At 65.6% G+C, this 26,273-nt stretch carries 31 protein-coding genes; 16 read left to right on the forward strand and 15 right to left on the reverse strand.

Going from position 1 to position 26,273, the window contains the following annotated elements; all coding sequences use genetic code 11:
- Window positions 1-14: 14 nt before the first annotated feature.
- Window positions 15-1,103 (reverse strand): GGDEF domain-containing protein, encoded by a 1,089-nt coding sequence (locus ACNUDN_RS28555; RefSeq protein WP_419125366.1) that lies wholly within the window; start codon window positions 1,101-1,103, stop codon window positions 15-17.
- 216 nt (window positions 1,104-1,319) lie between these two features.
- Window positions 1,320-2,336, reverse strand: a complete 1,017-nt coding sequence (locus tag ACNUDN_RS28560; protein WP_431961265.1) for an AraC family transcriptional regulator — start codon at window positions 2,334-2,336, stop codon at window positions 1,320-1,322.
- Window positions 2,337-2,492: 156 nt separating this feature from the next.
- Here ACNUDN_RS28560 and ACNUDN_RS28565 point away from each other — a divergent pair, with 156 nt between their 5' ends.
- Window positions 2,493-4,835, forward strand: a complete 2,343-nt coding sequence (locus tag ACNUDN_RS28565; RefSeq protein ID WP_011896227.1) for an arylsulfatase — start codon at window positions 2,493-2,495, stop codon at window positions 4,833-4,835.
- A gap of 23 nt (window positions 4,836-4,858) precedes the next feature.
- Here the strand turns inward: ACNUDN_RS28565 and ACNUDN_RS28570 are convergent, their stop codons facing one another.
- Together ACNUDN_RS28570 and ACNUDN_RS28575 are read right to left on the reverse strand one after the other, a co-directional pair.
- Entirely contained in the window at window positions 4,859-5,839 is a 981-nt protein-coding gene (locus ACNUDN_RS28570) for a nucleotidyl transferase AbiEii/AbiGii toxin family protein (RefSeq protein WP_011896226.1), read from the reverse strand.
- A gap of 1 nt (window position 5,840) precedes the next feature.
- Window positions 5,841-6,551: a hypothetical protein gene (locus ACNUDN_RS28575; protein WP_233211399.1), complete on the reverse strand. Its 711-nt coding sequence runs from the start codon at window positions 6,549-6,551 to the stop codon at window positions 5,841-5,843.
- Window positions 6,552-6,699: 148 nt separating this feature from the next.
- Between ACNUDN_RS28575 and ACNUDN_RS28580 the strand changes: the two genes are divergently transcribed.
- Window positions 6,700-7,284 (forward strand): hypothetical protein, encoded by a 585-nt coding sequence (locus tag ACNUDN_RS28580; RefSeq protein ID WP_011896224.1) that lies wholly within the window; start codon window positions 6,700-6,702, stop codon window positions 7,282-7,284.
- The gene (locus ACNUDN_RS28585; protein ID WP_011896223.1) at window positions 7,281-7,925 is read left to right on the forward strand and encodes an RES domain-containing protein; all 645 of its coding nucleotides are present in this window, start codon (window positions 7,281-7,283) and stop codon (window positions 7,923-7,925) included. Before ACNUDN_RS28580 ends, ACNUDN_RS28585 begins: the two co-directional genes overlap by 4 nt.
- Window positions 7,926-7,961: 36 nt before the next feature.
- Here the strand turns inward: ACNUDN_RS28585 and ACNUDN_RS28590 are convergent, their stop codons facing one another.
- Window positions 7,962-8,351, reverse strand: a complete 390-nt coding sequence (locus ACNUDN_RS28590; RefSeq protein WP_049777512.1) for a helix-turn-helix domain-containing protein — start codon at window positions 8,349-8,351, stop codon at window positions 7,962-7,964.
- The gene (locus tag ACNUDN_RS28595; RefSeq protein WP_041801120.1) at window positions 8,344-8,739 is read right to left on the reverse strand and encodes a hypothetical protein; all 396 of its coding nucleotides are present in this window, start codon (window positions 8,737-8,739) and stop codon (window positions 8,344-8,346) included. The genes ACNUDN_RS28590 and ACNUDN_RS28595 overlap by 8 nt, the downstream gene beginning before the upstream one ends.
- A 254-nt stretch (window positions 8,740-8,993) precedes the next feature.
- Here ACNUDN_RS28595 and ACNUDN_RS28600 point away from each other — a divergent pair, with 254 nt between their 5' ends.
- On the forward strand, window positions 8,994-9,875 hold the full coding sequence (locus ACNUDN_RS28600) for an RNA-guided endonuclease TnpB family protein (RefSeq protein ID WP_011896220.1): 882 nt from the start codon (window positions 8,994-8,996) through the stop codon (window positions 9,873-9,875).
- 174 nt (window positions 9,876-10,049) lie between these two features.
- Here the strand turns inward: ACNUDN_RS28600 and ACNUDN_RS28605 are convergent, their stop codons facing one another.
- Both ACNUDN_RS28605 and ACNUDN_RS28610 read right to left on the reverse strand, forming a co-directional pair.
- Window positions 10,050-10,241 carry a hypothetical protein gene (locus ACNUDN_RS28605; RefSeq protein WP_158022123.1) on the reverse strand — a complete coding sequence of 64 codons (192 nt, stop codon included), beginning with the start codon at window positions 10,239-10,241 and terminating at the stop codon, window positions 10,050-10,052.
- The gene (locus ACNUDN_RS28610; protein WP_041801119.1) at window positions 10,225-10,440 is read right to left on the reverse strand and encodes a hypothetical protein; all 216 of its coding nucleotides are present in this window, start codon (window positions 10,438-10,440) and stop codon (window positions 10,225-10,227) included. The genes ACNUDN_RS28605 and ACNUDN_RS28610 overlap by 17 nt, the downstream gene beginning before the upstream one ends.
- A gap of 343 nt (window positions 10,441-10,783) precedes the next feature.
- Between ACNUDN_RS28610 and ACNUDN_RS28615 the strand changes: the two genes are divergently transcribed.
- A complete protein-coding gene (locus ACNUDN_RS28615; protein WP_041801118.1) occupies window positions 10,784-11,638 on the forward strand; it encodes a DUF1942 domain-containing protein in 855 nt (284 codons plus the stop codon).
- 23 nt (window positions 11,639-11,661) lie between these two features.
- Here ACNUDN_RS28615 and ACNUDN_RS28620 read toward each other — a convergent pair whose 3' ends face one another.
- From ACNUDN_RS28620 to tnpA (ACNUDN_RS28640), 5 genes are all read right to left on the reverse strand, one after another.
- Window positions 11,662-12,621, reverse strand: a complete 960-nt coding sequence (locus ACNUDN_RS28620) for a hypothetical protein (protein WP_041801117.1) — start codon at window positions 12,619-12,621, stop codon at window positions 11,662-11,664.
- Between the two features lie 32 nt (window positions 12,622-12,653).
- On the reverse strand, window positions 12,654-13,088 hold the full coding sequence (locus ACNUDN_RS28625; RefSeq protein WP_011896216.1) for a helix-turn-helix domain-containing protein: 435 nt from the start codon (window positions 13,086-13,088) through the stop codon (window positions 12,654-12,656).
- A gap of 67 nt (window positions 13,089-13,155) precedes the next feature.
- The gene (locus ACNUDN_RS28630; RefSeq protein ID WP_041801116.1) at window positions 13,156-13,407 is read right to left on the reverse strand and encodes a hypothetical protein; all 252 of its coding nucleotides are present in this window, start codon (window positions 13,405-13,407) and stop codon (window positions 13,156-13,158) included.
- A gap of 64 nt (window positions 13,408-13,471) precedes the next feature.
- Window positions 13,472-13,702 (reverse strand): sigma factor-like helix-turn-helix DNA-binding protein, encoded by a 231-nt coding sequence (locus tag ACNUDN_RS28635; RefSeq protein WP_371411341.1) that lies wholly within the window; start codon window positions 13,700-13,702, stop codon window positions 13,472-13,474.
- 384 nt (window positions 13,703-14,086) lie between these two features.
- The gene (tnpA, locus tag ACNUDN_RS28640) at window positions 14,087-14,515 is read right to left on the reverse strand and encodes an IS200/IS605 family transposase (protein ID WP_011896214.1); all 429 of its coding nucleotides are present in this window, start codon (window positions 14,513-14,515) and stop codon (window positions 14,087-14,089) included.
- Between the two features lie 66 nt (window positions 14,516-14,581).
- Here tnpA (ACNUDN_RS28640) and ACNUDN_RS28645 point away from each other — a divergent pair, with 66 nt between their 5' ends.
- From ACNUDN_RS28645 to ACNUDN_RS28695, 11 genes are all read left to right on the forward strand, one after another.
- Window positions 14,582-15,841, forward strand: coding sequence for an RNA-guided endonuclease InsQ/TnpB family protein (locus ACNUDN_RS28645; protein ID WP_011896213.1), 1,260 nt, complete (start codon window positions 14,582-14,584; stop codon window positions 15,839-15,841).
- A 588-nt stretch (window positions 15,842-16,429) separates the two neighbouring features.
- Window positions 16,430-16,717 (forward strand): hypothetical protein, encoded by a 288-nt coding sequence (locus ACNUDN_RS28650; RefSeq protein ID WP_011896212.1) that lies wholly within the window; start codon window positions 16,430-16,432, stop codon window positions 16,715-16,717.
- Between the two features lie 121 nt (window positions 16,718-16,838).
- A protein-coding gene (locus ACNUDN_RS28655) for an IS3-like element ISMysp3 family transposase (RefSeq protein ID WP_419122764.1) occupies window positions 16,839-18,133 on the forward strand; the annotation gives its coding sequence in 2 pieces (ribosomal slippage) (window positions 16,839-17,112 and window positions 17,112-18,133; 1,296 coding nt in all).
- 305 nt (window positions 18,134-18,438) lie between these two features.
- Entirely contained in the window at window positions 18,439-18,837 is a 399-nt protein-coding gene (gene tnpA, locus ACNUDN_RS28660; RefSeq protein ID WP_041801115.1) for an IS200/IS605 family transposase, read from the forward strand.
- A gap of 3 nt (window positions 18,838-18,840) precedes the next feature.
- Window positions 18,841-20,091, forward strand: a complete 1,251-nt coding sequence (locus ACNUDN_RS28665; RefSeq protein WP_011896210.1) for an RNA-guided endonuclease InsQ/TnpB family protein — start codon at window positions 18,841-18,843, stop codon at window positions 20,089-20,091.
- Window positions 20,092-20,199: 108 nt separating this feature from the next.
- Entirely contained in the window at window positions 20,200-20,499 is a 300-nt protein-coding gene (locus tag ACNUDN_RS28670) for a hypothetical protein (protein ID WP_419125365.1), read from the forward strand.
- A gap of 334 nt (window positions 20,500-20,833) precedes the next feature.
- Window positions 20,834-21,778: an alpha/beta fold hydrolase gene (locus ACNUDN_RS28675; protein ID WP_419125364.1), complete on the forward strand. Its 945-nt coding sequence runs from the start codon at window positions 20,834-20,836 to the stop codon at window positions 21,776-21,778.
- Between the two features lie 18 nt (window positions 21,779-21,796).
- A complete protein-coding gene (locus ACNUDN_RS28680) occupies window positions 21,797-22,324 on the forward strand; it encodes a hypothetical protein (RefSeq protein ID WP_011896208.1) in 528 nt (175 codons plus the stop codon).
- A 558-nt stretch (window positions 22,325-22,882) separates the two neighbouring features.
- Window positions 22,883-23,437, forward strand: coding sequence for an HD domain-containing protein (locus ACNUDN_RS28685; RefSeq protein WP_011896207.1), 555 nt, complete (start codon window positions 22,883-22,885; stop codon window positions 23,435-23,437).
- Between the two features lie 282 nt (window positions 23,438-23,719).
- On the forward strand, window positions 23,720-23,947 hold the full coding sequence (locus tag ACNUDN_RS28690; RefSeq protein ID WP_419125363.1) for a hypothetical protein: 228 nt from the start codon (window positions 23,720-23,722) through the stop codon (window positions 23,945-23,947).
- A gap of 3 nt (window positions 23,948-23,950) precedes the next feature.
- Window positions 23,951-24,478: a hypothetical protein gene (locus tag ACNUDN_RS28695; protein WP_011896206.1), complete on the forward strand. Its 528-nt coding sequence runs from the start codon at window positions 23,951-23,953 to the stop codon at window positions 24,476-24,478.
- Between the two features lie 124 nt (window positions 24,479-24,602).
- On the opposite strand, the gene ACNUDN_RS28700 is transcribed toward ACNUDN_RS28695, so the two are convergent.
- Together ACNUDN_RS28700 and ACNUDN_RS28705 are read right to left on the reverse strand one after the other, a co-directional pair.
- The gene (locus tag ACNUDN_RS28700) at window positions 24,603-25,910 is read right to left on the reverse strand and encodes an IS256 family transposase (protein ID WP_419125386.1); all 1,308 of its coding nucleotides are present in this window, start codon (window positions 25,908-25,910) and stop codon (window positions 24,603-24,605) included.
- A gap of 165 nt (window positions 25,911-26,075) precedes the next feature.
- Entirely contained in the window at window positions 26,076-26,264 is a 189-nt protein-coding gene (locus ACNUDN_RS28705) for a hypothetical protein (RefSeq protein WP_041801112.1), read from the reverse strand.
- Window positions 26,265-26,273: the final 9 nt, after the last annotated feature.

Consider the following 26,273-nt stretch of genomic DNA (forward strand, 5'->3'; position numbering starts at 1 on the left):
GATCTCCGCACCGGCTACAGTTGGTGGGTTGCGTTGCCGCCGTTGCGTTTCGCGCAGAACATCGCATGGTCAGCGCGTGCGATCACTGTGTCGAGCACCAGCTGCGGGCGTTCGTTGGAGGCGATGAAGTCGGTGCGGTTGGCGCTTGTGATTCCCACACTGGCTGTGATTTCCGGAGGTCCGCCCGCTGCGATCGCGCGCCTGACCGCCTCGGCGGTTTCGGCGCCGCGGCTAGGCGTCGTGGTGTCGATTATGGCGAATTCTTCGCCGCCTATTCGGGCGATCAAGGCCTGCCTGCCCGAGGTAGCCGCAATCAGCCGGGCGGATCGGACTAATACCTCGTCGCCGACGGCGTGGCCGTGGGTGTCGTTGACGTCTTTGAACCGGTCGAGGTCGACGACGATTACAGTCACCGTGCCTTCGGTGGATGTTGCGTTGCTTTCGAGGAGATCGCCGAAATGCAGGTACAGGCCGCGACGATTCAACAACCCTGTCAGCGCATCGATCGAAGACTTGTTGGCGTCGGTGCGTAGCATGCGGATGCCGAACTGTATTCCCAGCGGCGTCGCAATCACCGGTATCACGGCCCCGAGGATCCGGCCGGCAAGTGCTCCGCTGAGGGCTTCGTCGCGGCTTGCCAGCGCGATAAAGGCTACGGTCGTCACCAAGATCAAGCCCGTATGCAGTGTGAGCGCTTTGGGTCCGTCGAAGAACATCAAGTACACCGATATCAGTGCGAAACAGTTCAGGGCGAATAGGCCCATGAGCCAACTTGATCCGGTCAGTCCGATTGCAGCGATGCCGATATCTGATGAGATGACAAAGGCCCGTGATTGTCGACGTGTCGGCCACGGGCGAACGCACCACATCACGGCCCAAAAGGTATTCACCGTGGCGAACGTGATGAGGACTACCTGTTGGGGCGTTGAGGCGGGTTCGACTGCGGGCAACAACCCGGCCGCGGTGATGATTGAGATCAGGCCGATGCCGGCACCGATCATCACGCGGATCGCGCCAGCCAGCGACCTCCGAGCGAAGTACTGCACGTACGCGGAGTAGTCGACCGGTTCTCGCCACCAGTCATCAAGGTGCCGGCCGAACACTCGGAAGCTTCGAAGATCCCCGCGCAACCCCAACCCCCTGATCGGCTTGCCTGCGCCAGGCGCCATCACCTGCCGACAAGGGTGTGGTGTAGGCGGCGATCGGCGCAATAATCTGAGCCAGCTATCGTCAGTAGCTGCCGCGCAAAGATGCTATACCACCGTAATAGCGGGTCCCAATGCTAAGCGACCCGTCTGCGGCAAATGATCACCTGGGCATCAGTGGTGTGGTTGGCGGTGTCCCACGGTGTTGCGGTAGGCGGTGGGTGTGGTGTTGAACCATCGTTTGCACGCTCTTGTGAGGACGCTTTGTTCGGCGTAGCCGAGTTGGCGGCAGAGTTGGTCGAGGCTGAGTGCGGTGTCTAGGAGTAGGCGTTGGGCGGTGTCGCGGCGGGTTTGGTCGACCAGCTCAGCGTATGTGGTGTTTTCGGCGGCCAGGCGCCGTTGCAGGGCTTTGGGGTGCAGGCCGATGTGGCGGGCGATGTCGGGTAGGCCGACCGCACCAGTGGGGAGGAGCTGGCGCACCAGGGTGCGTACCAGTTGGCTGGTGGCCGGGGTGTAGTCGCCGACGGTGTCGGCGAGGTAGTCGATGGCGGTTTGGTGGGCCAGCCGGTCTTTGGGCAACGGCTGTTGCAGGTCGGCGGTGCGCACGGTGAACCCGGCGACGTGCTCGCAGAAGCCAGGTGGGCAACCGAAATAGGTGTCGTAGTCGTCGGCGGGGCCGAGGGCGGGGTGGGGCAGGTGTACGGCGACGGGACGGTAGGCCGCTCCGAGGAACAGGCGCAGGACCCGCAGGGTGACCCCGAGTGAGAGTTCGATGGCCTGGGCTTGCGGCGGCGGGGGGTTGAGGAGGTACTCGAACTCGAAGCGTCTCAGGTCGGGGTCGAGGTGTGCGGTGACCCGGGCGCTGATCGACGGGCTGTAGGCGGCCATGAACTTGTCGAAGATCGTGAATGCCTCGGCGACAGTGGCCGCGCTGCGGCCGGCCAGCCCGACCGGTCCGAGGATCTCGATGCCCTGTCGGCGGGCCAGCCGCCGCGCGAAATCGGGGGTGTCGAGGATGTCGGCGGCGTTTTCGAGTAGCCGGGCGCCGTTGGGTAGGGAGATGAACCGGTCGTGGCGGCCGATGTCGTTGAACGGGATGTGCGCGTCGGCCACCAGGATGTGACTGTCGCCACCGAGTTCGGTGACCAGCTCGTGAAAACCCGTCAACGCCGTCCCCCGGATCACCGCCATGTCCCAAACTGTCAAATATTCGTCTCAGAGTGTCAAGACGAATCGTTGCTGGGTCGTGCAAAGTTGTTGCCCGGGTCGGGGGACCGGACCGTTGCGTGTTCGTGGTGGGCCCCGAGGGTGGTGTGCTGCTGCGACGATGTACCTGAGGAAGGGGCTGTGTTGTCTGAGCGGCTGGATGGTCAGATTGTGGCGCCGGTGTTGCCCGACGGCGGGGTGTTGCCATTCCCACCGACGCCGTCGGGCAGTATCGCCGGCCGCACGCTGCAGGAATCGACGTACCAGCCGCGCGCGATCCCCAAGCATCTGCATGAGGATTCGCCGAACATCGTGATCGTGTTGATCGACGACGCCGGGCCCGGTTTGCCGTCGACGTTCGGCGGTGAGGTCACCACCGCGACACTGGACCGGATCTGCGGCGAAGGCGTGTCCTACAACCGCTTTCACACCACGGCGATGTGTTCGCCGACCCGGGCGTCGCTGCTGACGGGCCGCAATCATCACGAGATCGGCAACGGTCAGATCGCGGAGCTGGCCAACGACTGGGACGGCTACGCCGGCAAGATCCCGCGCTCCAGTGCGACCGTGGCCGAGGTGCTCAAGCAGTACGGCTACGCGACGTCGGCGTTCGGGAAGTGGCACAACACCCCGGCCGAGGAAACGACCGCGGCGGGTCCGTTCGAGAACTGGCCCACCGGGCTGGGTTTCGAGTACTTCTACGGCTTCCTCGCCGGTGAGGCCTCACAGTACGAGCCGAACCTGGTGCGCAACACCACCGTGGTCGCCCCGCCGAAGACTCCGGAGGAGGGCTATCACCTGTCGGAGGATCTGGCCGATGACGCCATCTCCTGGCTGCGCCGGCACAAGGCGTTCAACGCCGATAAGCCGTTCATGATGTATTGGGCCAGCGGCTGCCTGCACGGCCCGCACCACATCATGAAGGACTGGGCCGACCGCTACGCCGGCAAGTTCGATGACGGTTGGGATGCCTACCGGCAGCGGGTGTTCGACCGGGCCAAGGACAAGGGCTGGATCCCGCAGGACGCAGTACTCACCGAGCGTGATCCGCAGTTGCCGGCGTGGGAGGATATCCCCGAGGATGAGAAGCCGTTCCAGCGGCGCTTGATGGAGGTCGCCGCCGGTTACGCCGAGCACGTGGATGTGCAGGTGGGGCGCCTCGTCGACGAGCTCGACGCGCTGGGGTACGGCGAGAACACGTTGTTCCTCTACATCTGGGGTGACAACGGATCCTCCGGTGAGGGCCAGAACGGGACCATCTCGGAGCTGTTGGCGCAGAACGGAATTCCGACCACCGTGCGCCAGCACATCGACGCTCTGGATGAGCTGGGCGGGCTGGATGTGCTGGGTTCCCCGTTGGTGGACAACCAGTACCACGCCGGGTGGGCGTGGGCCGGGTCCACCCCGTACAAGGGCATGAAGCTGATGGCCTCGCACCTGGGCGGCACCCGCAACCCGTTGGCGGTGCGCTGGCCGGCCAAGGTCGCCGCCGACCCCACGCCGCGCACCCAGTTCCTGCACTGCAACGATGTCGTGCCGACCATCTACCAGGTGGTCGGGATCGAGGCGCCGCGCACGGTGTTCGGGGAGACCCAGATTCCGCTGGCCGGGGTGAGTTTCGCGCAGACTCTGGTTGACCGGAATGCCGAAGGCGGCAAGAAGACCCAGTACTTCGAGATCATGGGCAGCCGCGGGATCTACCACGACGGCTGGTTCGCCGGCGCGGTCGGGCCGCGTCTGCCGTGGATACCGGGCCTGCCGCCCGGGATGGCCACCTGGACCCCGGACCAGGACACCTGGGAGCTATACCACCTGGACGAGGACTGGACCCAGGCCAACGATCTCGCCGCGCAGATGCCCGACAAACTCGCGCAGATGCGCGAGACCTTCGCTATCGAGGCCGCCAAGAACGCGGTGCTGCCGATCGGCGGCGGGCTGTGGGTGCCGGTTTATCACCCCGAGCTGCGGATCGCACCGCCATTCACCGAGTGGGAGTTCTCCGGCGACATGATCCGGATGCCGGAGTTCTGCGCACCGAGCCTCGGGAACAAGAACAACACGGTGACCATCGACGCCGACATCCCCGCCAATGCCCACGGCGTCCTCTACGCCCTCGGCTCCGGCGCCGGCGGGTTGACCGTCTATATGGACGAGGGCGACCTCTGCTACGAATACAACCTGTTCATCCTGTCGCGCACCAAGATCCGCACCACGGAGAAGATCCCTCCGGGACGTGTCACACTCACCGTGGCCACCCGGTACGCCGATCCACGCCCGGCCGGACCGCTCGACATCACGATCGCCCGCAACGGTGAATCGATCGCCACCGGCCAGGTGCCGATGAGTGCGCCGCTGCTGTTCACCGCCAACGATTGCCTCGACATCGGCACCTGCCTCGGGTCACCGGTGTCGATGGACTACCGGGAACGCGCACCGTTCCCGTTCGAGGGCCGCATCCACACCGTCCACGTCGCCTACACCTAAAGCAACTGACACTGCGATTGGTGTCAGTGGCGGGCGGGGTCGAGCAGCTCGGCGCAGGCGTGTACCCGGTTGAGCACGTCGTCGAACGACGGCGGATCGTCGCCGTAGAAGAACGCATCCATGGCCGAATCATGTTCTCGTCGGAGGGCTTCGGCGAACTGGCCGGCGGGATCGAACGCGGCAGAGGCCGCGAAACCACCATCGGGTACGGGGTGGTCCGGGTTGTCGAGGTGTGCGGAGACGTCGAGGGCGCTGGCGACGATGTCGCGGACCATCGCGGAGTCGGCGAGCAGCTCGGTAACCAGATCGTGCCCGAGCAGGGCCCAGATGTCGTAGAACTGCCGACCGATCCGTGGCAGCCCGTGAGTGGTGTTTCGTCGCGCCGGGTCTACGACAAAGTTGTTGACCCGCAGCAGTTTTTCGATCAGCGTGCGTCCTGGGTGAAGGATCGACACCGAGAATGGCCGTAGATCCTCCCAAATGTCATCGACTGCCCCCGCCAACTGGCGCGCCAGCAGCGACCGCACAGTCCCGTCCAGTGCCGGGTTCGGGCCGCCAGCCTGCCCGAGCTCGATGAGCACTGACGTCGGGTCTGCCAGCCCGTTCGCGGTACCGCTGTGATCGAGGGGTAGCTCGAGCCGGGCGGTCTGGGTTGCGGTTCCCAGCCGCCCGCCGGACTTGCGGTCGGTGTAGTTGCCGCCCGTCGTCGACGCCGCGGTCTCCAACATGGTGAGCATCGCGCGCTTTGCGGTGCGCACGTTGGGGAATTCGCCGAGCACCAGCAGGTCGAGGTCCTCGGAGAACCGCTTGATGATGCGCAGCTTCTGCAGGCTCGTCCCGCCTTTGAACACGATCTCGTCGCGGTGGCTTGCGGCGATGGTGCGCAGCACCTCGCAGACCCAGTAGTCCTTTTCGACGGCCAGCGGTTGCACGCGGAGCTGTTCGGCCGCGGTAACGATTGTCGCGGCGAAGACATCGGGATTCTCTTCGCGCCAGAGTGCCATGTCAGGTTCTGGTCAGTCCGGTCAGTGCCCGCTCCGCGGTGCGTCGGTCTGGGCGGCGCACCTTGTCGGCGAGTTCGGTGTGGCCGGTGCGTTGTAGCAGGTGGCGTAGTCGCGCCCGCACTGACGCGGGTTCGGTGTCGCTGGCCTCGGCCAGGCGCTCGGCGTCGAGGCGTCCGGCGTCGATGAGTTCGGTGAGCCGCGTCATCGCGGCATCAGGGCTTGCTTCGATCACCTGATCCCAGCGGTCGAGCACTTCGAGTGCGGCCACTTCGATAGGGGTCAGGGCGGCGTCGGCGCGGCCGCGGCGAGCCGAGCGGTTCGCGAACCGCACCAGTTCGTAGTCGGCCGGGGGGCGTGCGGGTATGGCGTATTCGCCGCGGCGGGGGATCTGGGTGGACAGTTGGAGCGCGTTGGCCGCTGACAGTCCGGCTGGTCCGATGCCCGGCACGCCGGCCAGCTCGGCGGCCAGTAGGTCCGGCTGTGGTGGGGCCATGCCCAGTGGGGTTTTGAGGCCGCGCCAGTACAGGCCTCTGCGGAGGTGGCGAAGCTCCCCTTGGTTCACCAGCTCGGCGAGCAGGTGCTGTGCGGTCGATGGTGCGGTGTCGAGGTCGGCCGGCTTCCAGAACCGGTTGAGGGAATCCAGGATCGCCTGGCGGGCGTTCTGGGCTGCGCTGCGGTCGTAGCGGGTGGGCATCGGGGTCACCTCCTTCATGCAACATGATACGAGAAACTTCCGTTGAGCAGGTTGATGTGGCCCTGGCCAGGGTAAACGAGCGTGGACAGGTGACCTCGGGGCTGCGCTCGACACCCAAAGTTAACGGATATACAGTGACGTTAATCAACGTTAGGGGTGTGGGACGGTGTCAACGACTGACGAGCTGGAACGCCTGTTGCAGGAGCGATTCGAGGTCTCGACGACCCAGTTCGTCGACGCACTGAAATTCCTGCCCATCACCCGTCCCTGGGCGGCGTCCCTGGCCGAAGACGCAGCCCGACTCCTCGACGAGGCGGGCTTGGTTGAAAACCCGGACGCGTTCGTGGCCGCAGGCACCGAGGTCGCCGGCGAGGTAGCGCGTCTGGCGGTCACCGCTTTCACCGCCGACGAGGTCGCCACCGGCCTGGGAATCAGCGCCTCGCGGGTGCGGCAGAAACGCCTCGCCGGCGAGCTGTGGGCTATCCCCGATGGCCAGACGTGGGTCTTTCCGATTCTGCAGTTTGAAACCGGCGATGATGGCGGCCCCATCCGGCAGGTCCGCGGCCTCGACCGGGTGCTCAAGCAGCTCCCCGCTGACCTGCATCCGGTGGCCGTGGCCGGTTTCCTGCGTACCCCGCAACCGGACCTGTTCCATGAGCGCCCCAGGACAGTGATCGAATGGCTGCGCGACGGCGGCGAAGTGGACAAGGCCGCAGCTGTCGCAGCCAACGCCGACTGGTACACCGTGTGACCGCACGCCTGCCCGGCCCCCCACCACTTGCCGAGCTGCGCGCCATCGGGATCCGCGACAACGAGTACCGGTCCGCACCCACCGACCAGCTGTGGTGGCGCGTCCACCGCACCAGCGGAGCACATGTGTTGGCCTGGAACGCGTTCCGCGAGAACGGGCCGCGCCTTCGGTTCGACCCGCACCCACTGCCGGTAGGGGATCACCCGGGGATCGGCGTCTGGTACGGCGCCGCCGAACCGCTTGCGGCGCTGGCCGAGTCATTCCAGATTGACCGCACCATCGACCGGTTCCGCGGCGCGCCCTACCTGACGGCGCTGCGGTTCACACGGGAGCTGCGGCTGCTCGACCTGGCAGCCGACAGTGCCGGATCGTGGCCGACACGAGCCGGCGGCACATTCGCCCTTGCCACCGGCCCGCACTCAATCACCCAGCGCTGGGCTCACCGGATCGCCGAGGCCTTTCCTGATGTCGACGGCATCCTCTACAACAGCCGGTTCTCCGACCGCCACTGTGTCGCGCTATTCGCGCCCGCCGCGGCGGCCGTGCCGCCGCGGCCAGTGCTGTCGCTGCCGCTGAACCATCCCGGTCTTGCAGTGCGGATCGCCTCAGCAGCGCGACAGCTGAGCTACCAGCTGATCTGAGGTGCTCACGCGCTAGGACGTCAACAAGGAGGAGGCTCAAAACGCCTGCGTTGGTGGATCTGTCGCAACAGAGGCCGCGTGTTCGATGTCGCCAGACGAAAGCGCAAGCTCGACAACGTTATCTCCGAGCCGAGCGGTAATCATTACGTCGCGCGCGCCGACCGCTTCGAGGTAACTCGCCAACGTCGACAACAGCAAGTCTTCCCGGTTCTCCAAGCCAGACAGCGCAGCTTGGCCGATCCCCATACGATTCGCCAGCTCGACCTGCGTCAGGTTCGCAGCCTGGCGCACCGCGGCCAAGCCCATCTTGTGTGCACGGTCAGCCTGGCGCATCTGCGTCCGGATCACATCGACCCGTGCGCGCCGCTCAGGATCGGCGAGCGCCTTGGCTAACCGATCGTTGCCCCGCACGAATTTCTCACTCATCTCCGGGCCTCTCCCTGTCGGTTTGCATCTTCCACGAATCGATCGCTGCGTCTGCGCGCGTACCCACGCTGTCGTAGAACACGTCGCCCATGTTCGCTTTGTCGGCCGAGAACAGAGCGACGACCACTTCCCGATCCGACGGGAACCACACGATCAGCCGAACCGCGAACCCGGCCTCGAACGGATGAGCCACCCGCCACACTTGGTAGCGGCGCGACTGCCGAACCCGCTTCAGGGTCGCCGTGTCGTCCGTCGGCACACCGTCGAGGTCTGCAAGCACTTCCAGCTCCGCGTAAAGCAGATCAAGCCGGCGCTGATCGTCAGCCTGATCCGACTCCTCTAATCGCGTGAGGTAGGCGTCGAACTCACTCGACCAGTCGATCAGCACGCCACCGACATTACTCCGAAGCGATATTGCTTGCAAGCGATACTGCTCGAGAAACGGCAGAAGTTCATGGACGACCCCCACTCACCGAGGCGAATCGCGGTGATGGATCAGCGGGCCGGCGAACGCAGCTACGGAACCCCTGAGGATCGGCTGACCCCCGCGGTGAGGCGGTCGTTGCCGGCGTTGCGCAAGGGTGAGCGGCCGGCCGCGCGATCGGTTTCCCACGGTTCAAAACGGCCCGCGCCCCGCGCTCGGTGCGGTTCACCACCGGTGTGATCCGCATCGAGGCTGATCGTCGCCACGTCTCGTTGCCGCGGCTGGGTGCGGTGCGCACCCATGAGTCGACCCGCAAGCTGGCCCCCCGTATCGAGGCTGGAACCGCGCGGATCTTGTCGGCGACTGTGCGTCAAGACAGTGCCGGGCGCTGGCATTGCGCCCTGCAGACCATCGTCGCCGCCAAGACCGGACCCGCGCACGCACGGCGGTCAGCTCATCCGATTGTCGGGGTCGACGTCGGGGTGAAAGCCGACAGTCTGCTTGTCGTGGCAACTCCCGGGGGAACCGAGATCGACCGCGTTGCTGCACCGAAGTCACTGACCGCCGCGCAGTCCCGGTTGAGGGCGCTGCAGCGCCGAGCCGCCCGCCAGCTGGGCCCCCATGATCCGCAGGCCCGGACCCGCCGGCAGCCCTCGAAACGGTGGCGGCGCACTCAGGCCCGGATTGGCCGCACACACGCCCACACCGCGGCCGTGCGCCACGACGTACTACACAAGGCCACCGCCGCGCTGGCCCAGCAGCACCAGGTCGTGGTGGTCGAAACTCTGAACGCCGCGGGCATGCGCGCCAAGGGCGGTTCTCGCAAGCGGGGCCTCAACCGAGCCCTAGCTGATGCTGCTCTGGCCGAGATCCGTCGCATACTGGGCTACAAAACCCGTTGGTACGGCTCTCATTTGGTGGAGGCCGACCGGTACTTTCCGTCATCGAAGACATGCACGGCCTGTGGGAGGCGAAAGCCAAACCTCACCCTCGCCGACCGAATCTTCGACTGCGATCACTGTGGTGTCCGGATCGATCGTGATCTCGGTGCTGCGATCAACCTCGCCCGACTCGGCGTACCTACCCACACCCGTGGATGAACAGAGTCCCGCCGGGAGTGGCCCGGTGGCAGGACGCGGAGCCACGCATGAAACCGAACCCGCGCCAGCGGGCAACGCAGCAGGCGATGAAACGTCAACCCCGCACCACCAGCCGGTGGATCAGACGGGGACCGCCTCACCGCAAGGCGAGGCTGCCTGATGAAACAAGCGCACTCACATTCGCTCAACAAAAGGCAACGGCGCGTCGTGGGCGGTGATTGCTCGTGCGGTGGGCGTGAAACCCACCTCCCCGACCCCGCCACCCGGCCGATAACCGCCGAACAGCTCATCAACGACGCCGACGCCATCACCGACCTCGCGCGGGCGCTGGAACTGCTCGCCAACCAACTCAGTCCGATGGTCCACCCTCTGTGTCCTCGCCCAGGCCACCATCGCGGCAGCCCAGATCAACGAGGCTGTCCTCGTTGCCATACGCCAGCAGAACGGTAGCCGCGATACCATCGGCGAAGAACTGGAAAACCTGGGTCAAGCGCGTCACCAGCATCACCGAGTCCGTGGAGACCATGGCGCACCGCGCCATCTCCTGATCGACTACCACGCTCACCGCGCCAGCCGCTATGCTGGATAGTGCCTGGCGCGGTGAGCGTTCAGGAAGTGAGCCCGAGACCCAGCCGGACGACTGTGGCGCTCGGGCTTTGCATATTTCACGGGGACCACAACGTGCTTAGACCTCCCGGACCTCGGTCACCGTCGCAGCGATCTCGTCGGAGCTGAACGGGTTTGAGTAGTCGCTGTGGTGGGCCCGACAACGGAACCTGCCGCCGAAGTCCCGTCACGGGGGGCGGTGATCCGCGTACACGCTGGTAGCCTGCCGGACGGAGATGATTAGCTGCACTTATCTGCAGCGCACAGAGAACGAAAGGGTCGGGAAATTGAAGAACGTCGGAATGGCGTCGATCGCTCTGGCCATGGCCATGGCGGCCGGTGTGCCGATGGCGCCCAGCGCGGCAGCCGAGGAGGCGGTGATTCACCACTTCGGCGCCGGCGCCGAGCTCGTCAACGGGACCGTGGTGCAGGAGTGGACGGTGAGCGACCTCAAGCCCAGCAGCGACGTGATCCCGTACCCGGTAGTCGGGACGCTGTGGGAGGCCACCGCGACCGACACCGCAGTCGAAGGATCGGTCATCCCGATCGTGTCGAACTTCAACGCCCGGGCCCGGAGTGGGCAGACCTACCGGGTGCTGTTTGGTGTAGCCACGCCGCAGGGCGTGAACCCATCCACCCTGGGTCAGGGTGAAAGTACCACGGGCACAATCTATTTCGACGTCACCGGCGACGCTCCCGACAGCGTGGTGTACAACGCGGGCGGGCCAGATCTGGCGGTGTGGGTGCAGCCGCCACCGGTGCCGCAGCGGCCGGCGACGCGGTCCGGGTCGGGTTCGGGCGCGTCCTCGGGCTCCGGTGCGGGCGGCGCGGTGGCTGCTGAGCCGGCTGGCGCCGAGACAGAAGCGGTCCCCGCGGGCGAGGCCGCGGATTCGACCACGCCGGTCACCGACGGCGCAGTCGTCCCCGTCGAGGGCGGCAGCCAGGGCACCCCGATCGAGGGTGGAAGCGAGGGCACTCCGTTGCCGGCGGGTGACGGTGCGCCAGAGCTGCCGGCAGTGGCCCCGGAGCCCAGCGTCGCTGGGACGCAGCCTGCCGGGCAGGGTTCAGGACCGGCGCCCGGGCCAAGTGCCGGCACGCCGTTGCCGGCCGAGGAGCACGGGACCTCTGCCGTGGTGGTGCCTTCACCAGGCGCCTGACGAGCGGTGTCGACGAGAGGCGTTCAGACGGCGTGGGGGACGGGCTGTTTGTCCCTGGTGGCCTCGGCGGTGGCCTGGCTGGTCATGTAACCCCAGTCCTTGCGGATCGCGAACATGTAGCTGTGCCACAGCGGGATAGCGATGAGTCGCATCCGTTCTGCTTCGGTCATGGTGGCGGCAGCCGGTGAGGCACTGGCCCGTCGCCACGCCGTGGTGCGGGCGAGGTCGTCGGCGATCCAGTAGAGCAGTTCGTCGACTGCGGTTGTCTCGCGAGTAACGGTGCCGTGTAGGAAGGTTCGGGTGCGGTAGCGGTATAGGGTGCCAGCGGGACCGACTGTGGCAATGCTGTAGCACGGCCCGTCGTGATGATCTTCGGTGTCGGGTCTTACATGTGCGGGGGTCGCGGAGTCCAGGGGTAGCGGCGCTCCGGCGATGGTCACCAGCTGAGCCTTGATGTGGTCGATCTGCTGCTGCAGGGGCACGGTCGGCTCGTGATCCGCCTGGAGCTGTTCGGGTGCCCGCATGGCTCCGGCGGCCTGCTGCTCGGGGTCTGCGGGCTGGGGTTGCTGGAGCGGCGTGTCGGCAGCAGGATCGGGGACCTGATCGGTGGGCCGTCCGGCGGAAGGGGCGTCGTCGATCAGGACGACGGCCACGACCGCGGTCTTGGTGGTGTCCAGTGTGTCGTCGGCGGCCGCTGTCGGGTCCAGGACGTAGGACAGGGCCATGGGGAAGTCGGTCATCCCGCGGTGCGGGCGCTGACCGGGCGTGTGCGGGTGCACGACGACATCGGTGATCCACAGGTAAGGGCCGTGGTCGTCGTGGCCGAGCAGATCAGGGTCACAGCGGTCGAGGGGGAACGCTTCATCTGGGCGGAAGTACACCGGTTCGTCGAGGGTCGCGTAGTAGGTGTCGCCGGCGAACAGACGCACGGTCGACCCGGTACGGGGCAGCTGCGTGCTCAGGTCCTCCGGCCCGGACTGCATGTGAGTGATTGTGAAGTGGGACATCAGGTTTCCTAGCTACCGGTAGCGGCTGTGTAGGTGATTCGCAGGCGACCATCCAGGGCCCATCGGAGCCGTCCGGCCGCGGCGCGGTAGAACGCGGCGGGCAGCGGACGTCCCGTCGTGGATGGGTCGTCGACGTCGGCGTCAACGCGGGGGACGGTTGTGGTGGGCCAGCTTTGAGGGGTCATTGAGGCCAGCAGCTGGTCGACATCAGTGGCACCCTGGCCCGGGGCGAGCTCGGCAGTTATGCGAGCAAGTTCGTCGGTGACGTCGGCGTCCATCTGCTTGTCGAGCTGGGTGAGCAGAGCGACGACATCGGTACGCAGAGGCAGGGCGCCGTCTTCCCAGCGTCGGACTGTGCGTTGGTCGACGCCCACGGCGTCGGCGAGCCACTGGGCTGATAGTCCGAGTGATTCGCGGATCGTTTTGAAGTCTGCGGGTGTCATGCTGGGCGAGTTCCTTACTCATGTCCCCGGGGTTGTGGATGCCCGCCGCGTCGGACATAAGGCGAGGTCAGCGGTGATGCAGGATAGCGTCGGCGTGTGTCGCGACCCAGGCCGGTGTCAGACCCTTGTCGACCGATCCGACGGGCCGCCACGGCGCGCCGTTGATGGTGCAGTAGACCGTGTGCCCGTCGTCGCCGATGCGGATCCATCCTGTGGTGTGGCGGGGTCCGTCGGTGATGGTGAGCTGGTAGCCCCGGGAGCCGTCAGTGGCGTAGTTGGGGGCTTCGGCGGATACGGTTGCGGTTGCTGTCGCGGTCATGATCGTGGTCCTTCCGGTGGGGTGTGGCCTTCTGCCTGCCCGCGACTCCATCCTACGCCCTAAGTTAGGGCGTGGCCATTGGAGGGGGGAGGTCTCCGGTGCCGGTCCGGTTCTCTTCGGATGGACTGTGGGGCCACGGCTCTGGTGTTTGTATGGCGCGATTCGCCGGCACGGGTGCGCCGTCGCGGACTATCTGCCGGATGCGCTCTCGCGTGCAGCCGGTTCTTTTCGCGACCTCGGCCTGAGTGCCGCGTGGGCCTTGAGCACACTTGGCAATGCCAACCGGGTTTGGCATTGTCGCCGTGTCGGAGATCTCCACGTGGAAGCGCTGACGCCATGCCGGTCGAGCTGGAGCGTCCCCGTTCGGGTTCGCCACCTACGAGCTAACCCAGACGGTCGACGGGTCGATCATCACTGGCGACGGCCAGATCGACCACGGACCCCGGGCCTTCCACTGGGGTATTCAGCATGTCTACGACGACGGGACGCTGCGGATTCGTGGTCAGGCCCGGTGGCCGCAAAACCTACAGCGCAAGCGGCTATTACATGTCCATCGAAACACTGGCTGGCCAGCCAGGGCGGCAGTTCAGCGGTTATCTTGCGAGGAACCCCGGTCGTTCACGCCCGGGAGGAATCGCATCCTGATCGTGGTGTCGGCGCGTAGCGCTGGCACCTTGGACTAGTTGGGTCGTTTCTGGTTTTCGATGTAGTCCCTGACCACTGACAGTGGTGCGCCACCGCAGGACCCGGCGAAGTAAGAGGGTGACCAGAAGTGCTCGCCCCACAGGTATTTGCGAATGTGGGCGGGGAATTCTTGGCGTAGGTGTCGGGCGGAGACGCCTTTGAGGCTGTTGACCAGCCGTGAGATCGCGACTTTGGGTGGGTAGTGCACGAGTAGGTGCACGTGGTCGGTTTCTCCGTTGAACTCGCGCAGCTCGGCACCGAAGTCGGCACACACGTCGGACATGATCTGTTCGCACCGGCGCAGGATCTCGTCGGTGAACGGCCCGCGCCGGTACTTTGACGTGAAGACCAAATGCGCATGAAGGTTGTAGACCACCGATCTTCCCCTGCGAACATCGGGATCTGGTTCCCACCGCGGCGACATAGACCAATGTTATCCTGGCATGGATTTCCGAGTGTGTGTCGGACCGAAATGGTTAGGGTAGCGGGCATGAAGCAGGTGGTGCAGGTTCGGCTGGAGGCGGACGCCGCCCAGCTGGATGCGCTGGCCCGCACCCTGATGGCGTGTAACCAGACGGCGAACCTGGTATCGGCGATCGCGCACCGCGAGGGGGTGTTTCGCGGCCGGGATCTGCGGGCGATCACCTATGCCCAGGCCCGCCAGCACGCCGGACTGGGCGCCCAGGTTGCGCAGTCGTGTATCCGCAAGGTCGCCGACTCCTACACCACGTTGAGGGCAAACGTACGTAATGGTCGGTACGGCAAGCCGGGCAGTGCGCGGCGAGCCAAGGTGGAAGCAAATCCGATCCGACTCGGGGCGTTGTCGGCGCAGCCGTTCGACGACCGCTGCCTGTCCTGGACCCATGACAGCGATACCGATACCGGTGGGGTAGTGTCGATCTGGACCGTCGACGGCCGGTTGAAAAACCTGCGGTTTGTCGGCGAACCGGGCCAAATCGCCCTGCTACGCGCGCATCGCAGCGGGGAAACTGATCTGGTGATCCGCCGCCGCCGGCGGCGCGGTAGCGGCCCGCTCGTGGCGTATCTGATCGCGACCGTCGACCTGCCCGAACCGGCAGTGCGAACCGGCGAGCACCTCGACACCGCCGCTGGCTGGATCGGGGTCGATATGGGGATCGAGAACATCGCGGTCACCAGCGACCGGCCCCTCGCCGCCGAACTGATGAGCAACTACGGCTCCGAAGCACCCGAAGGTGCGGCCGGCCGCGGCAGTGTGAAAGACCGCCGCACCCGCAACCGGGAACTGCGTCACAAGCTGCAGGCGAAGAACACTAAGTCGGCGAAACGGCTGCTGCGCAAACGGGCCCGCAAGGAGGCACGGTTCGCCGCGGATGTGAACCACCAGATTTCGAAGAGGATCGTGGCCGAGGCTGAACGCACCGGACGCGGGATAGCGGTCGAAGAGTTGACCGGCATCCGTGAACGGGTACGGCTCCGCAAGCCCCAACGCGCCACCCACTCCAGCTGGGCGTTCGCCCAGCTCGGGGCGTTCCTCAGCTACAAAGCAGCCCGCGCGGGTGTGCCGATAGTCCAAGTGGACCCGGCCTACACCAGCCAGCGCTGCACCGCCTGCGGCCATATCGACAGACGTAACCGGACCAGCCAGGCCCAGTTCGTCTGTCGGGACTGCGGATACACCGCAGAACACGCAGACATCCTCGGCGCCGACAACATCGCGCACCGAGCAGCAACCACCTGGGCCCAGTCAACGGCCCCCAGCGCGGCGTGAAGCGTGACAGCCAGTCACGAACAACAGCTGCAAGCCTGGCCATTCATGGCCGGGTAGTTGACCAACGTGCACGCGGCGACGAGCTCTTGCGGTGGCCCAACTACCGCCGCGCGCTGGCCGCACAGGGCCTGCACATAAGGGGAGGTTGCCAGTGAGTCGCCAGCGGCCTTGGAAAGTGCACTGTCACGACGACGGCACAAAGACCTTCAGCGACGACGAAACGCGAATGGACAGCTACACCATCGACGCCTCGTGACCCATCGACGGAACAACGCAACCGAAGAAGCTGCGACCATAGCGGCACGCCGAGTCTCGCGCAACGGTGGCGAAGGGCGAATAATCCTCCGCGACAACATAACCGGCATCGGGTGCGAGATCCGGACCTACGTGCCGTACGAAGCGGCGATGGACGGCTTGATGAGGACACAATGAATCTACTCATCGAGTTCGGTGAAAGCGGCCGCGCCGGATACGGCAGCTTCCACCGAAGAGGGCGCACCGACTCAGTGACCGTCGCAACATCAAAACGTTATAACGCTGAGACGTCTAGACGTCGATGTCGGAGGACTCTCCTATCATCGCCGCCTATTGACCACCACGAATGAAGCTCTCGAACCTGCCCGCACTGCACTCAAAAGCGTCGATCCTGCACAACTACCGCCCGCCGAGGCGATCGCCTACGCCTCAGCACACGCCCTCTGTGTCCTCGCCCAGGCCACCACCGCGGCAGCCCAGATCAACGAGGCTGTCCTCGTTGCCATACGCCAGCAGAACGGTAGCCGCGATACCATCGGCGAAGAACTGGAAAACCTGGTCAAGCGCGTCACCAGCATCACCGAGTCCGTGGAGACCATGGCGCACCGCTCCATCTCCTGATCGACTACCACGCTCACCGCGCCAGCCGCTATGCTGGATAGTGCCTGGCGCGGTGAGCGTTCAGGAAGTGTGAACCATCCCGCGTTTGATGCGCACCTCCTTCCTTGGGAAGGTGCATGTCATGCCGAGCAAGTACGACCCGGAGACCCGAGCGAAGGCGGTCCGTCTGGTGCGCGAGCACCGGGAGGACTATCCGAGCGAGTGGGCGGCGATTACCGCGGTGTCCAAACGGTTGGGGATGAACGCCGAGACGCTGCGTAATTGGATTCGCCAGCAACAGGTCGATGACGGTGATCGAGACGGGGTCTCTTCGGAGGCGGCTGCGGAGATCCGGGCGTTGAAACGGCGTAACGCCGAGCTGGAGCAGACTATCGAAATCCTCAAGGCGGCAACGTCTTTCTTCGTGCGGGAGAGCGACTCGCGCAACCGCCGCTGACCGCTACGGTCTGCGAGTTCATCGCCGCCCACCGGGACCGTTTCGGGGTCGCTCCGATCTGCCGCGTGCTCACCGAGCACGCCGTGCCGATCGCCCCGCGGACATTTCATGCCTGGGCGGTGCGGGCGCCCTCGAAACGGGCCCTGTGGGACGCCACGATCACCGAGATCCTAGCCGGCTACTACGAGCCTGATGAGCACGGACGCCGCAGGCCCGAGTCGCTGTACGGGTCGCTGAAGATGTGGGCCCATCTGCAGCGTGAGGGCATCCCGGTGGCCAAGTCCACCGTGGAACGCCTGATGCGCAAGAACGGCTGGCAAGGCGTGCGCCGCCAGAAGAGGGTCCGCACCACGATCCCCGACCCGGAGGCGGTGCGACCGCCGGACCTGGTGGACCGCCAGTTCGGGGTGGCCGCACCCAACGTGCTGCTCGTGGCCGACTTCACCTACGTCAAGCTCGTCACCGGCGTGTTCGTCTACGTCGCGTTCGTCATCGACGTCTACGCCGGGTCGATCGTGGGCTGGGAAGCCTCGGCGTCCAAGCACACCCGCTTCGTCGAATCCGCGCTGCGTCAGGCCGCTGCACTGCGTGCCCGCCAAGGCCATCCCGTCGACGGCGCAATCCATCACAGCGACGCCGGCTCGCAGTACACGAGTGTGAGATTCGGTGAGACACTGAGCCTTTCGGGAATTCGCCCGTCTGTGGGCAGTGTTGGGGATGCCTTCGACAACGCGCTGGCTGAGACGACCATCGGCCTGTACAAGAACGAATGTGTCCGGGCGGATTCCCCGTTTCGCCGCGGCCCACTGAACACCGTGGGCGACGTCGAATACATCACCGCCGACTACGTCGCCTGGTACAACCAGCAGCGCCTGATGCACCGCCTCGGACGCATTCCGCCGGCCGAAGCCGAAGCCCGCTACTATTCCCAACTCGTGACCGGTAGACCGGCCGGATCACAGAAACCTGAGGGTGCATGAAACCCGGGACGGTTCAGAGAGCCCGAGACCCAGCCGGACGACTGTGGCGCTCGGGCTTTGCATATTTCACGGGGACCACAACGTGCTTAGACCTCCCGGACCTCGGTCACCGCCGAAGCGATCATCTGCCGCCAGTGTCCGCCCTTGGCCCAACACCACGCGATCGAAGGTGGGTAGCGCGGCGGACCCCGGGTTTCAACCCTGGGGGTGAGCGCGTCAAGTTTGCTCTTTGAGTGGCCACTGGCATGTGTGTTCTGGCGTGTCGACGCATTAGGTAGGTGCAGCCTGTCAAATTTTGTCGGTTTGTGGGTGTTACGTTGCGGACGAATGCGAATATCGCGTTCCAGTGCGCATATCACGTGGTGTGGTGCCCGAAGTACCGCCGGAAGGTGATCGGTGGCCGGATGGAAGTCCGCTTGAAGGAGATCATCGCCGAGGTGATCACCGAGAAGGGGGCGTGGTTGATCGAGATGGAGACCATGCCTGATCACGTTCATTTGTTGGTGGAAGTGGACCCGCAGTTTGGGGTGCACAAACTGGTGAAGGCCATCAAGGGCCGCTCGTCGCGGGTGCTACGCGAGGAATTCCCATGGCTGAAATCGCGGTTGCCGTCGTTGTGGACGAATTCGTACTTCGTGGCCACGGTGGGCGGGGCGCCGTTGTCGGTGATCAAACGCTACGTCGAGTCGCAGAAGGATCGTTGAGTTGTGTTGACGGGGCGGCGGTTTCGGGTCGAGTTCACCGACGAACAAGCCGACTACGCTGAGCGGATCGGCGCGGCGTGCCGGGCGGTGTGGAACACCGGGTTGGAGCAGCGCCGGGAGTATCGCCGCCGTGGGGCGTGGATGAACTACCAGCCCCAGGCCAAGGAGCTGGCCGAAGCCAAGACCGAGCATCTCTGGTTGAAAGATGTTCCCGGGCATTGCTTGCAGCAGACGTTGATGGATCTGGACCGGGCGTGCCGTGAGCATGGCACGTGGAAGGTGCGGTGGCGATCGGGGCGTCGGTGGGCGCCGTCGTTCCGGTTCCCCGAGGGCAACAAGATGGCCGTGGAGAAGCTCAACCGCCGCCACTCCCGGATCAAGTTACCCAAGCTGGGCTGGGTGAAGTTCCGCGCCAGTCGCAGCCTCGACGGTGAGACTATCCGTTCGGCCACCCTCGCACGAGAGGGCCGGCATTGGTTCGTCTCGGTGCTTGTCGACGACGGTCGCCAGACCCCCGAGGCCCACGCGTCACCGGGCAGCGCGGTGGGGGTGGACCGCGGTGTCGCGGCGGCGATCGCGACCAGCGATGGTGCCCTGATCGACCAGGCGTTCGTGACCGTTGGGGAGCGCCGCCGGGCGGTGGCGTTGCAGCGCAAGCTGTCGCGGTGTGCGAAACGCTCGACCAACCGCGACAAGACCCGCGCCGCGTTAGCGGCGGTGCGGGCCCGCGAGCGCCGGCGGCGCCTGGACTTCGCCGCTCAGACCGCCCACCAGATCGCGGCCGCCAACGCTGTGGTCGTCCTCGAAGACCTCAAGACCAAACAGATGACGAAATCAGCGAAAGGAACCATCGACCAACCCGGGCGCAACGTGGCTGCCAAGTCCGGGCTCAACCGCGCCATCCTGTCCAAGGGGTGGCATCAGTTCGCGTTGGTCCTGTCCTCGGCGGCCCGCTACACCGGGACCAACGTCGTGAAGGTGCCGGCGGCCTACACGTCGCAACGCTGCTCAGCGTGTGGGCATGTGGACCCGAAATCCCGTGAGAGCCAAGCGGTATTCCGGTGCACCCACTGCCCGCATACCGAGCACGCGGATGTGAATGCCGCCAAGAACGTTCTGGCCGCAGGGCGTGCGGTCACCGCCTGTGAAGACCAACCGAGGCCCGCGGGCCGAGCGCGGTCGCTGAACCAGGAACCAGCAGGAAACCGCGAGGAATTACTGCGCCAACCCACCACTGCTGCACCCGCAGCATGAACCGGGTTGGAATCCCCCGGCTTCAGCCGTGGGGAGGACGTCAAGAGAGCAAGCGCCGTGATTATCTGCTGGTGGCCAGTGTGCATGTCGGGGCCGAGGTCGCGAGTGTTGGCGGCGTATGCGAAGGCCATTGGGGAGCAGCCGCGCATTGTGGTGGCGCGGGCGTGGTTGGGGCTCGACGGCTTGTTTACCCGGCCCACGGTGGTGGTGGCTGATGAGCAGACCTCGGTGGCTCCGAACCCGGTGCTGGACCAGGCGGGACGGCACCGCCTGGCGGTGGCCTCGCCCGTGCAGAGCCGGGATCCACGACAACCCTGCCCAGCCCGATACACCCTCGCCTGCACCCCGGCAGCCACTAGAGCCGCGGCGATCTGCCGTTTCCGGCTATCCCGCTCGTTCTTCATGTGAATAGACCGCTGGTTGGGCAACAGCAGCTCCCGCACCACCCCACGCAACTGCGCGACCTCGCCCCCGACATGCACACTGGCCACCAGCAGGGGCTGCCGTTGGCGTCGCTCGACGTCGATCGGCTGCGGGCCACCAAGGGCCCCGGTCTCGGGCGAGTGGGAGAGCTCCTCTGGAATTGTGCTCCGAACACTCCTTAGCATGAGATTTGCGCAGCTCGCCAAGGGGTCGCCCCGCGCGGTGATCCTGTTCGATACGCCCAATGATGGGGGAGTGCAGCATGTTTCAGCGGACGGAGCCATTCGCGAATGGGCGATCTCCTTTGTCGGGTTTAGCATTGCCGACCAATCGCGAGCTCACCGTCACAACAGATGATGGTGTCGCCCTCGCAGTTCGTGACACCGGCTCCAACGCCGCAACGCACACTGTGGTTTTTCTGCATGGATTATGTCTTTCGCAGCTGACCTGGTCGGTGCACATCGACCGCCTTGTGCGTCGGTACGGTCCGGCGATCCGGATCATCAGTTACGACCACCGCGGACACGGGCGCTCGCAGCACGCACCGATGAACACCTACAGCATCGACCGGCTGGCTGAGGACTTGGCACGGGTGCTGGAAGCGGCGCATGTGGTCGGCCCGACGACGTTGGTCGGGCACTCGATGGGTGGGATGACCGCACTGGGCTATCTTGCTCGTCCCGCTTCCGGCAGGCCCATCGATCCTGCCGGGCTTGTACTGGCGGCTAGCGCAGCTGGAAAGCTCTGCTGCCGCGGCCTGGGCCAGCTGTTGGGGACTCCCGCCACCGCGGCACTGCGTGGTGCGGCAGAGCACGTCCCTGAGCAGGCTATGAAGGCGATGCTCAGCCCCCTGTGCGTGACGCTGAGCCGATGGCGACGCAATCCGCCGGCAGCGACGTTGGCCTCGCTCGCAGTGGATGCGTTCAGCACCGTCACCTTGGCCACTGCGGTCGGATTCCTGCCGGCTCTTCGCGATTACGACCAGTATCCGGTCCTGGGATCAATCCGGGCCCGCACCGTCGTGATCAGCGGAGGTGCAGACCCGCTGACACCGCCAGCACACGGGCGCGACCTCGCTGGCGGAATTCCTGGTGCTCGACACGTGCATCTTCCTCGCGCCGGCCACATGCTCCCCCAGGAGGCGCCGCACGTGCTGCACCAGGCGATCCGCCGCGCGATGAACATCGATAGCGCGACCGAGCACGACAACGCCGCGGGTGCGACCACCGCGGCCACTCCGACGCTGGCAGGTGCTGCGTCATGACCGTCGAGAGAGGCCCTCGTGGGTAGGCCGTCTGCGCGGACCGTGGCCATCCGAGACCAGATCCTCGCCGCGCTACGCGCTGAATGGCCGCTGCCGGTATCGACTCGCCGCGTCTGCGAGCTATTGGGCGCCCGTCGCTACGACGAGACCGGCTACCGCATCTATCCCCAACTGTGCGCCCTCGATCGATTGAGCGTCGTCGAGCGAATCCGCCGTGGCGCTGAATGCCGCGATGTGTTCTGGCGCTTCTGTGGGGACCCGACGGACGCCGAGTTGAACGCGGCGGTCGACGCGATGGACTCACCAGCTATCGAACGTCCACACCCACTGGGGACAGTGCAACCACCTGACGGAATTGAACGCATTCTGTCGACCCTGGACGGCAATATCAAGGCTCTCGATCAGGCGGAAAGGCGCTTCTCCAACGCGGCCGCATCAGGTGATGGTGACGCCGAAGCAGGCGCGGCCGACGATCTGGCAGCGCTGGTTCGCCAGTTCGTCAACCTGTGTGCCAATCGGCCGAGGGAAGGTGAGCCCGCTCCATGAGAACGGTGGGGCCGGTACGGCAGGTGCAGTCTCGGCACGTAGAGCGCCATGCTGTCGAGGCGATCTCGCAGCGGCTCGGCCACCATGTAGCGGATGCGGTCATCGGGTCGACGCGCGAGGCGGGCGGGTCGGTAATCCTGCATCTGAACTCTGGTGGAAACGCTTCTGCGGCAGAGTCGCGGTTGCGGGCGCTCGGATACTGTGTCGAGCCAACGGATTACGACTCGTATGGGCCAGGGCGGTACGGCGTGAAGCTGCGCGTCAGCCCCGGAGATTCGTCGTCGAGGTGGTGCGTGGGCAGTCGTACTCCGCCGTCTGTAGTACGTCTGGATTCGCCGGGCAGCTACGCCAACCCGCGCGGGATCTGCTCGCACTGCGGCCGCGAGATGCCGGTTCTTGGAGATGCGACGGTGCGGAGGCATAAGGTGGAAGGCGGACCGCCAGTTCGGAGAAGGTCGGCAGCGGGTGCTATTGAAACGTAAGGCGGATCGCCGAATCAGCGTGAGTGAGAGGAAGCGTCCGGAGTGGGCAGATCGGATAGATGACATGCATGCAGATATGGGTGTCGAGGAGGCGCGACAGCTCGCTTCGGACCTGCTCGCAGAAGCGCTGCCCCGTCGGTGGTCTCACACAGTGGCGGTGGCGAAGACTGCTGCGGGTCTGGCGAGCCGTCTCGCACCAAGCGCTGCCGATGAGATTGTATGCGCCGCGTGGCTTCACGACATCGGATACGCCCCGGGCCTGATTAATACGGGTTTCCATCCGCTCGATGGGGCCGCATACCTGGCTGGACTGTCGGGAACGGGGCAGGTTGCAGCCGAGGTTGTAGCTCTGGTCGCTCATCACACCGGCGCCGCCTTCGAAGCCCGCGAACGAGGACTGTCAGACGCACTGGCCGGCTGCCCCGAGCCCGATCAAACCAATCTCGCTATCTTGAGCTGCGCGGATCTGTGCAATGGTCCCGACGGCACGCCGGTGGATCCCGCTGGTCGCCTCAGCGAGGTCCTCGCCCGGTACCCGGCCGACCATCCGGTTCATCGCGCCATTGCACAGTCAGCTCCGATGCTCGTCGCGCAGTCTTGTCGGATTCTGGAGGCAGCTCGGGAAGTGTGATGTGGCATGGGCTTTAAGGGCGAGCGTGGTGGAAAAGCTGTGGCCGGAAGCCGCTGTTAGTCGGGTGCGGGCGCGACGGTGATGTCCGGTCCCGGGCGAGCGGGAGAGCTCCTCTGGAATAGTGCACCGAACACTCCTTAGCATGAGATTTGCGCAGCTCACCACGGGGTCACCCCGCGAAGGTGATCCTGCCCGATACGCCAATGATGGGGGAGTGCAGCATGATTCAGCGGACCGAGCCATTCGCGGAATGCGCGACCTCCGCTGCCGAGCGAGGCCCTCGTGGGTAGGCCGTCCGCGCGGCCCGTGGCCATCCGAGACCAAATCCTCGCCGCGCTACGCAGTGAGTGGCCGCTGCCGGTATCGACTCGCCGCGTCTGCGAGCTATTGGGCGCCCGCCGCTACGCCGAGACCGGCTACCGCATCTATCCCCAACTGTGCGCCCTCGATCGATTGGGCGTCGTCGAGCGAATCCGCCGTGGAGTTCGTGAACGTGTGGGGCAGGTGTAACGTATGAAGTCACGGGCGTGGAACAAGTACAACGCGGCCGTGAGGCTGCGCCGCGACGCCGAGATGACCGTAGCGTTCCTGGCGGCGCATGGTCTGAAGGACAGGCCCACACGCAAGGGTGCCGAGCTGCAAGCGGCCGAGGACTACTACCGCTGGTGTCTCACCGATGGCCCGGAGGCGCTTGACGCACTCGACGGAGCCGCAGTGGAGTCATTTGTCGACCAGTGGCGGCTCCACGCTGTCGCGGCTGACGTGCGGGCGGCGGGCATCGGCGCGGAGGTGCGCCTACTCGGTGCGTTTCTGTGCCTGGTCTTCGTGATCGTGACCGGCCTGAACCACTCCTTCCTTGCAATGTCCCTAGCAGCAGCCCTTTTCATCGGGCTAGTGGTCTCTCTTATCTACGCCAAGTCCGCGCTTATCGTCGGCCCGGACGGACCATCGCAGCTACCGCCCATCGCGGCTGGCTCCACCCCGTTTGGCTGGCGCGGGCGGGCTATCGCGCTACGTGTAGCCAACGTCGGGAGAATTTGAAGCCGGTAGGAGTCATTCCGCACCTTGGAGATCACGCCCGATTTTCGATGCTCGTCGCGCAGTCTTGTCGGATTCTGGAGGCAGCTCGGGTCCGTCAGATTAACGGTGTAAGCGGCATCTTCGGTTAGGTGGTTTCGCTGCCCGGCATGCGGTCGGCGAAGGTGATCGCGAAGGCGTTCAGGGCTGGTTTCCAGCGTATGGTCCATCGCTTCTGTCCGGTCCCGGTCGGGTCCAGCGACCGGGTGACCAAGTATAGGCACTTCAGCGCCGCCTGCTCGGTCGGAAAATGACCGCGGGCCCGCACGGCGCGGCGGTAGCGGGCGTTCAACGATTCAATAGCATTGGTCGAACAGATCACCTTCCTTATCTCGGTGTCGTAGTCCAGGAACGGAATGAACTCACTCCACGCGTTGCGCCACAATCGAATCGCCGCCGGGTAGCGGTTACCCCACTCGGCCTCGAATGCGTCCAGCGCTGCCGCTGCAGCCTCAGCGTTGACCGCGGTGTAGATCGGCCGCAACGCCTTGGCAATGGCGTCGCGGTGCTGGCGCCCGGCATAGCGGAACGTCCCACGGATCAAATGGATGACACACGTCTGGACCACAGTGTCGGGGAACACCGCGCCCACCGACTGCGGTAAGCCTTTGAGCCCGTCGCAGACCAGGAAGAAGATGTCGGCCACCCCGCGGTTCTTCAGCTCGGTGAGTACCGCCAGCCAGTATTTGGCTGACTCGCCATCGCCCTCGCCGGCCCACATGCCCAGCACGTCACGATGCCCGGCCAGGTCCACCCCGATCGCGGCGTAGATGGGCCTGGGGCCGACCTGGCCGTCGCGGATCTTGACGTGCAGGGCGTCGATGAACACCGCGGCGTACACGCGTTCCAGCGGGCGGGTGTGCCACACGGTCATCTCCTCGACCACGCGGTCGGTGATCCGACTGATCGTGTCCTTGGACACCGACGCGCCGTAGATGTCGGCGAAATGGGCGCTGATCTCGCCGGTGGTCAGCCCGCGGGCATACAGCGACAACACCACCTCGTCGACATCGGTCAGGCGACGTTGGCGCTTCTGGACGATCTGGGGTTCGAAGCTGCCGGCGCGGTCGCGCGGCACCTCGATCTCGATCTGCCCGCACGCATCGGTCAGTACGGTCTTGGCCCGGGTTCCGTTGCGGGAGTTGCCCGAGCCATACCCAGCCGGATCGTGACGGTCATAGCCCAGGTGCTCGGACAGTTCCTCGTCCAGAGCGGTCTCGATGACCGTCTTGGTCATCGCCTTGAGCAACCCGCCCGGACCGGTCAGCGATACGCCGGCCTCGCGGGCCTGGCGTACCAACTCCCGGGCAACCTCGAGCTCGTCGACCTCACGGCTATCCGGGACATCAATGGCCGCCACGGCGGCCTCATCATCGGGATTCTGCGATGGCTCCACAGCCACGACAGTTTCGGTCATCACGCGACCTTTCCGGCCCCGACACACCGGGGCCGATCAGGCCGTTTACACCGTTACCGCGACAGTCCCGGCAGCTCGGGAAGTGTGATGTGGCATGGGCTTTAAGGGCGAGCGTGGTGGCAAAGCCGTGGCCGGAAGCCGCTGCTAGTCGGGTGCGGGCGCGACGGTGATGTCGTCTAGTCCCGCGAGCTGCATCGTCCTGCCGTCGGACAATGTGATGGAGGCGTTCTCGCACCCCGGGTGGTCGATGACGATGTCTATGGCTGTGACGGTGGCGCCGAATTCGGGTAGGTAGTCACCGGGTTCGATGTCGTGGACGAGTTGCTCGATCATCGTCGCCGT

Source organism: Mycobacterium sp. smrl_JER01, from assembly GCF_048513595.2.
Lineage (GTDB): Bacteria > Actinomycetota > Actinomycetes > Mycobacteriales > Mycobacteriaceae > Mycobacterium.

Bases quoted from the DNA above. Each gene is read 5' to 3' on its own strand.
- ACNUDN_RS28705 (WP_041801112.1), bottom strand. From the start codon at position 26,264: ATGATCGAGCAACTCGTCCACGACATCGAACCCGGTGACTACCTACCC.
- ACNUDN_RS28635 (WP_371411341.1), bottom strand. From the start codon at position 13,702: ATGCCAAACCCGGTTGGCATTGCCAAGTGTGCTCAAGGCCCACGCGGC.
- ACNUDN_RS28590 (WP_049777512.1), bottom strand. From the start codon at position 8,351: ATGAGTGAGAAATTCGTGCGGGGCAACGATCGGTTAGCCAAGGCGCTC.
- ACNUDN_RS28630 (WP_041801116.1), bottom strand. From the start codon at position 13,407: ATGACCGCGACAGCAACCGCAACCGTATCCGCCGAAGCCCCCAACTAC.
- ACNUDN_RS28620 (WP_041801117.1), bottom strand. From the start codon at position 12,621: ATGCAGTCCGGGCCGGAGGACCTGAGCACGCAGCTGCCCCGTACCGGG.
- tnpA (WP_011896214.1), bottom strand. From the start codon at position 14,515: ATGTCGCCGCGGTGGGAACCAGATCCCGATGTTCGCAGGGGAAGATCG.
- ACNUDN_RS28615 (WP_041801118.1), top strand. From the start codon at position 10,784: ATGGCGTCGATCGCTCTGGCCATGGCCATGGCGGCCGGTGTGCCGATG.
- ACNUDN_RS28575 (WP_233211399.1), bottom strand. From the start codon at position 6,551: ATGAAGGAGGTGACCCCGATGCCCACCCGCTACGACCGCAGCGCAGCC.
- ACNUDN_RS28570 (WP_011896226.1), bottom strand. From the start codon at position 5,839: ATGGCACTCTGGCGCGAAGAGAATCCCGATGTCTTCGCCGCGACAATC.
- ACNUDN_RS28560 (WP_431961265.1), bottom strand. From the start codon at position 2,336: ATGGCGGTGATCCGGGGGACGGCGTTGACGGGTTTTCACGAGCTGGTC.
- ACNUDN_RS28645 (WP_011896213.1), top strand. From the start codon at position 14,582: ATGAAGCAGGTGGTGCAGGTTCGGCTGGAGGCGGACGCCGCCCAGCTG.
- ACNUDN_RS28695 (WP_011896206.1), top strand. From the start codon at position 23,951: ATGAAGTCACGGGCGTGGAACAAGTACAACGCGGCCGTGAGGCTGCGC.
- ACNUDN_RS28685 (WP_011896207.1), top strand. From the start codon at position 22,883: ATGGGTGTCGAGGAGGCGCGACAGCTCGCTTCGGACCTGCTCGCAGAA.
- ACNUDN_RS28625 (WP_011896216.1), bottom strand. From the start codon at position 13,088: ATGACACCCGCAGACTTCAAAACGATCCGCGAATCACTCGGACTATCA.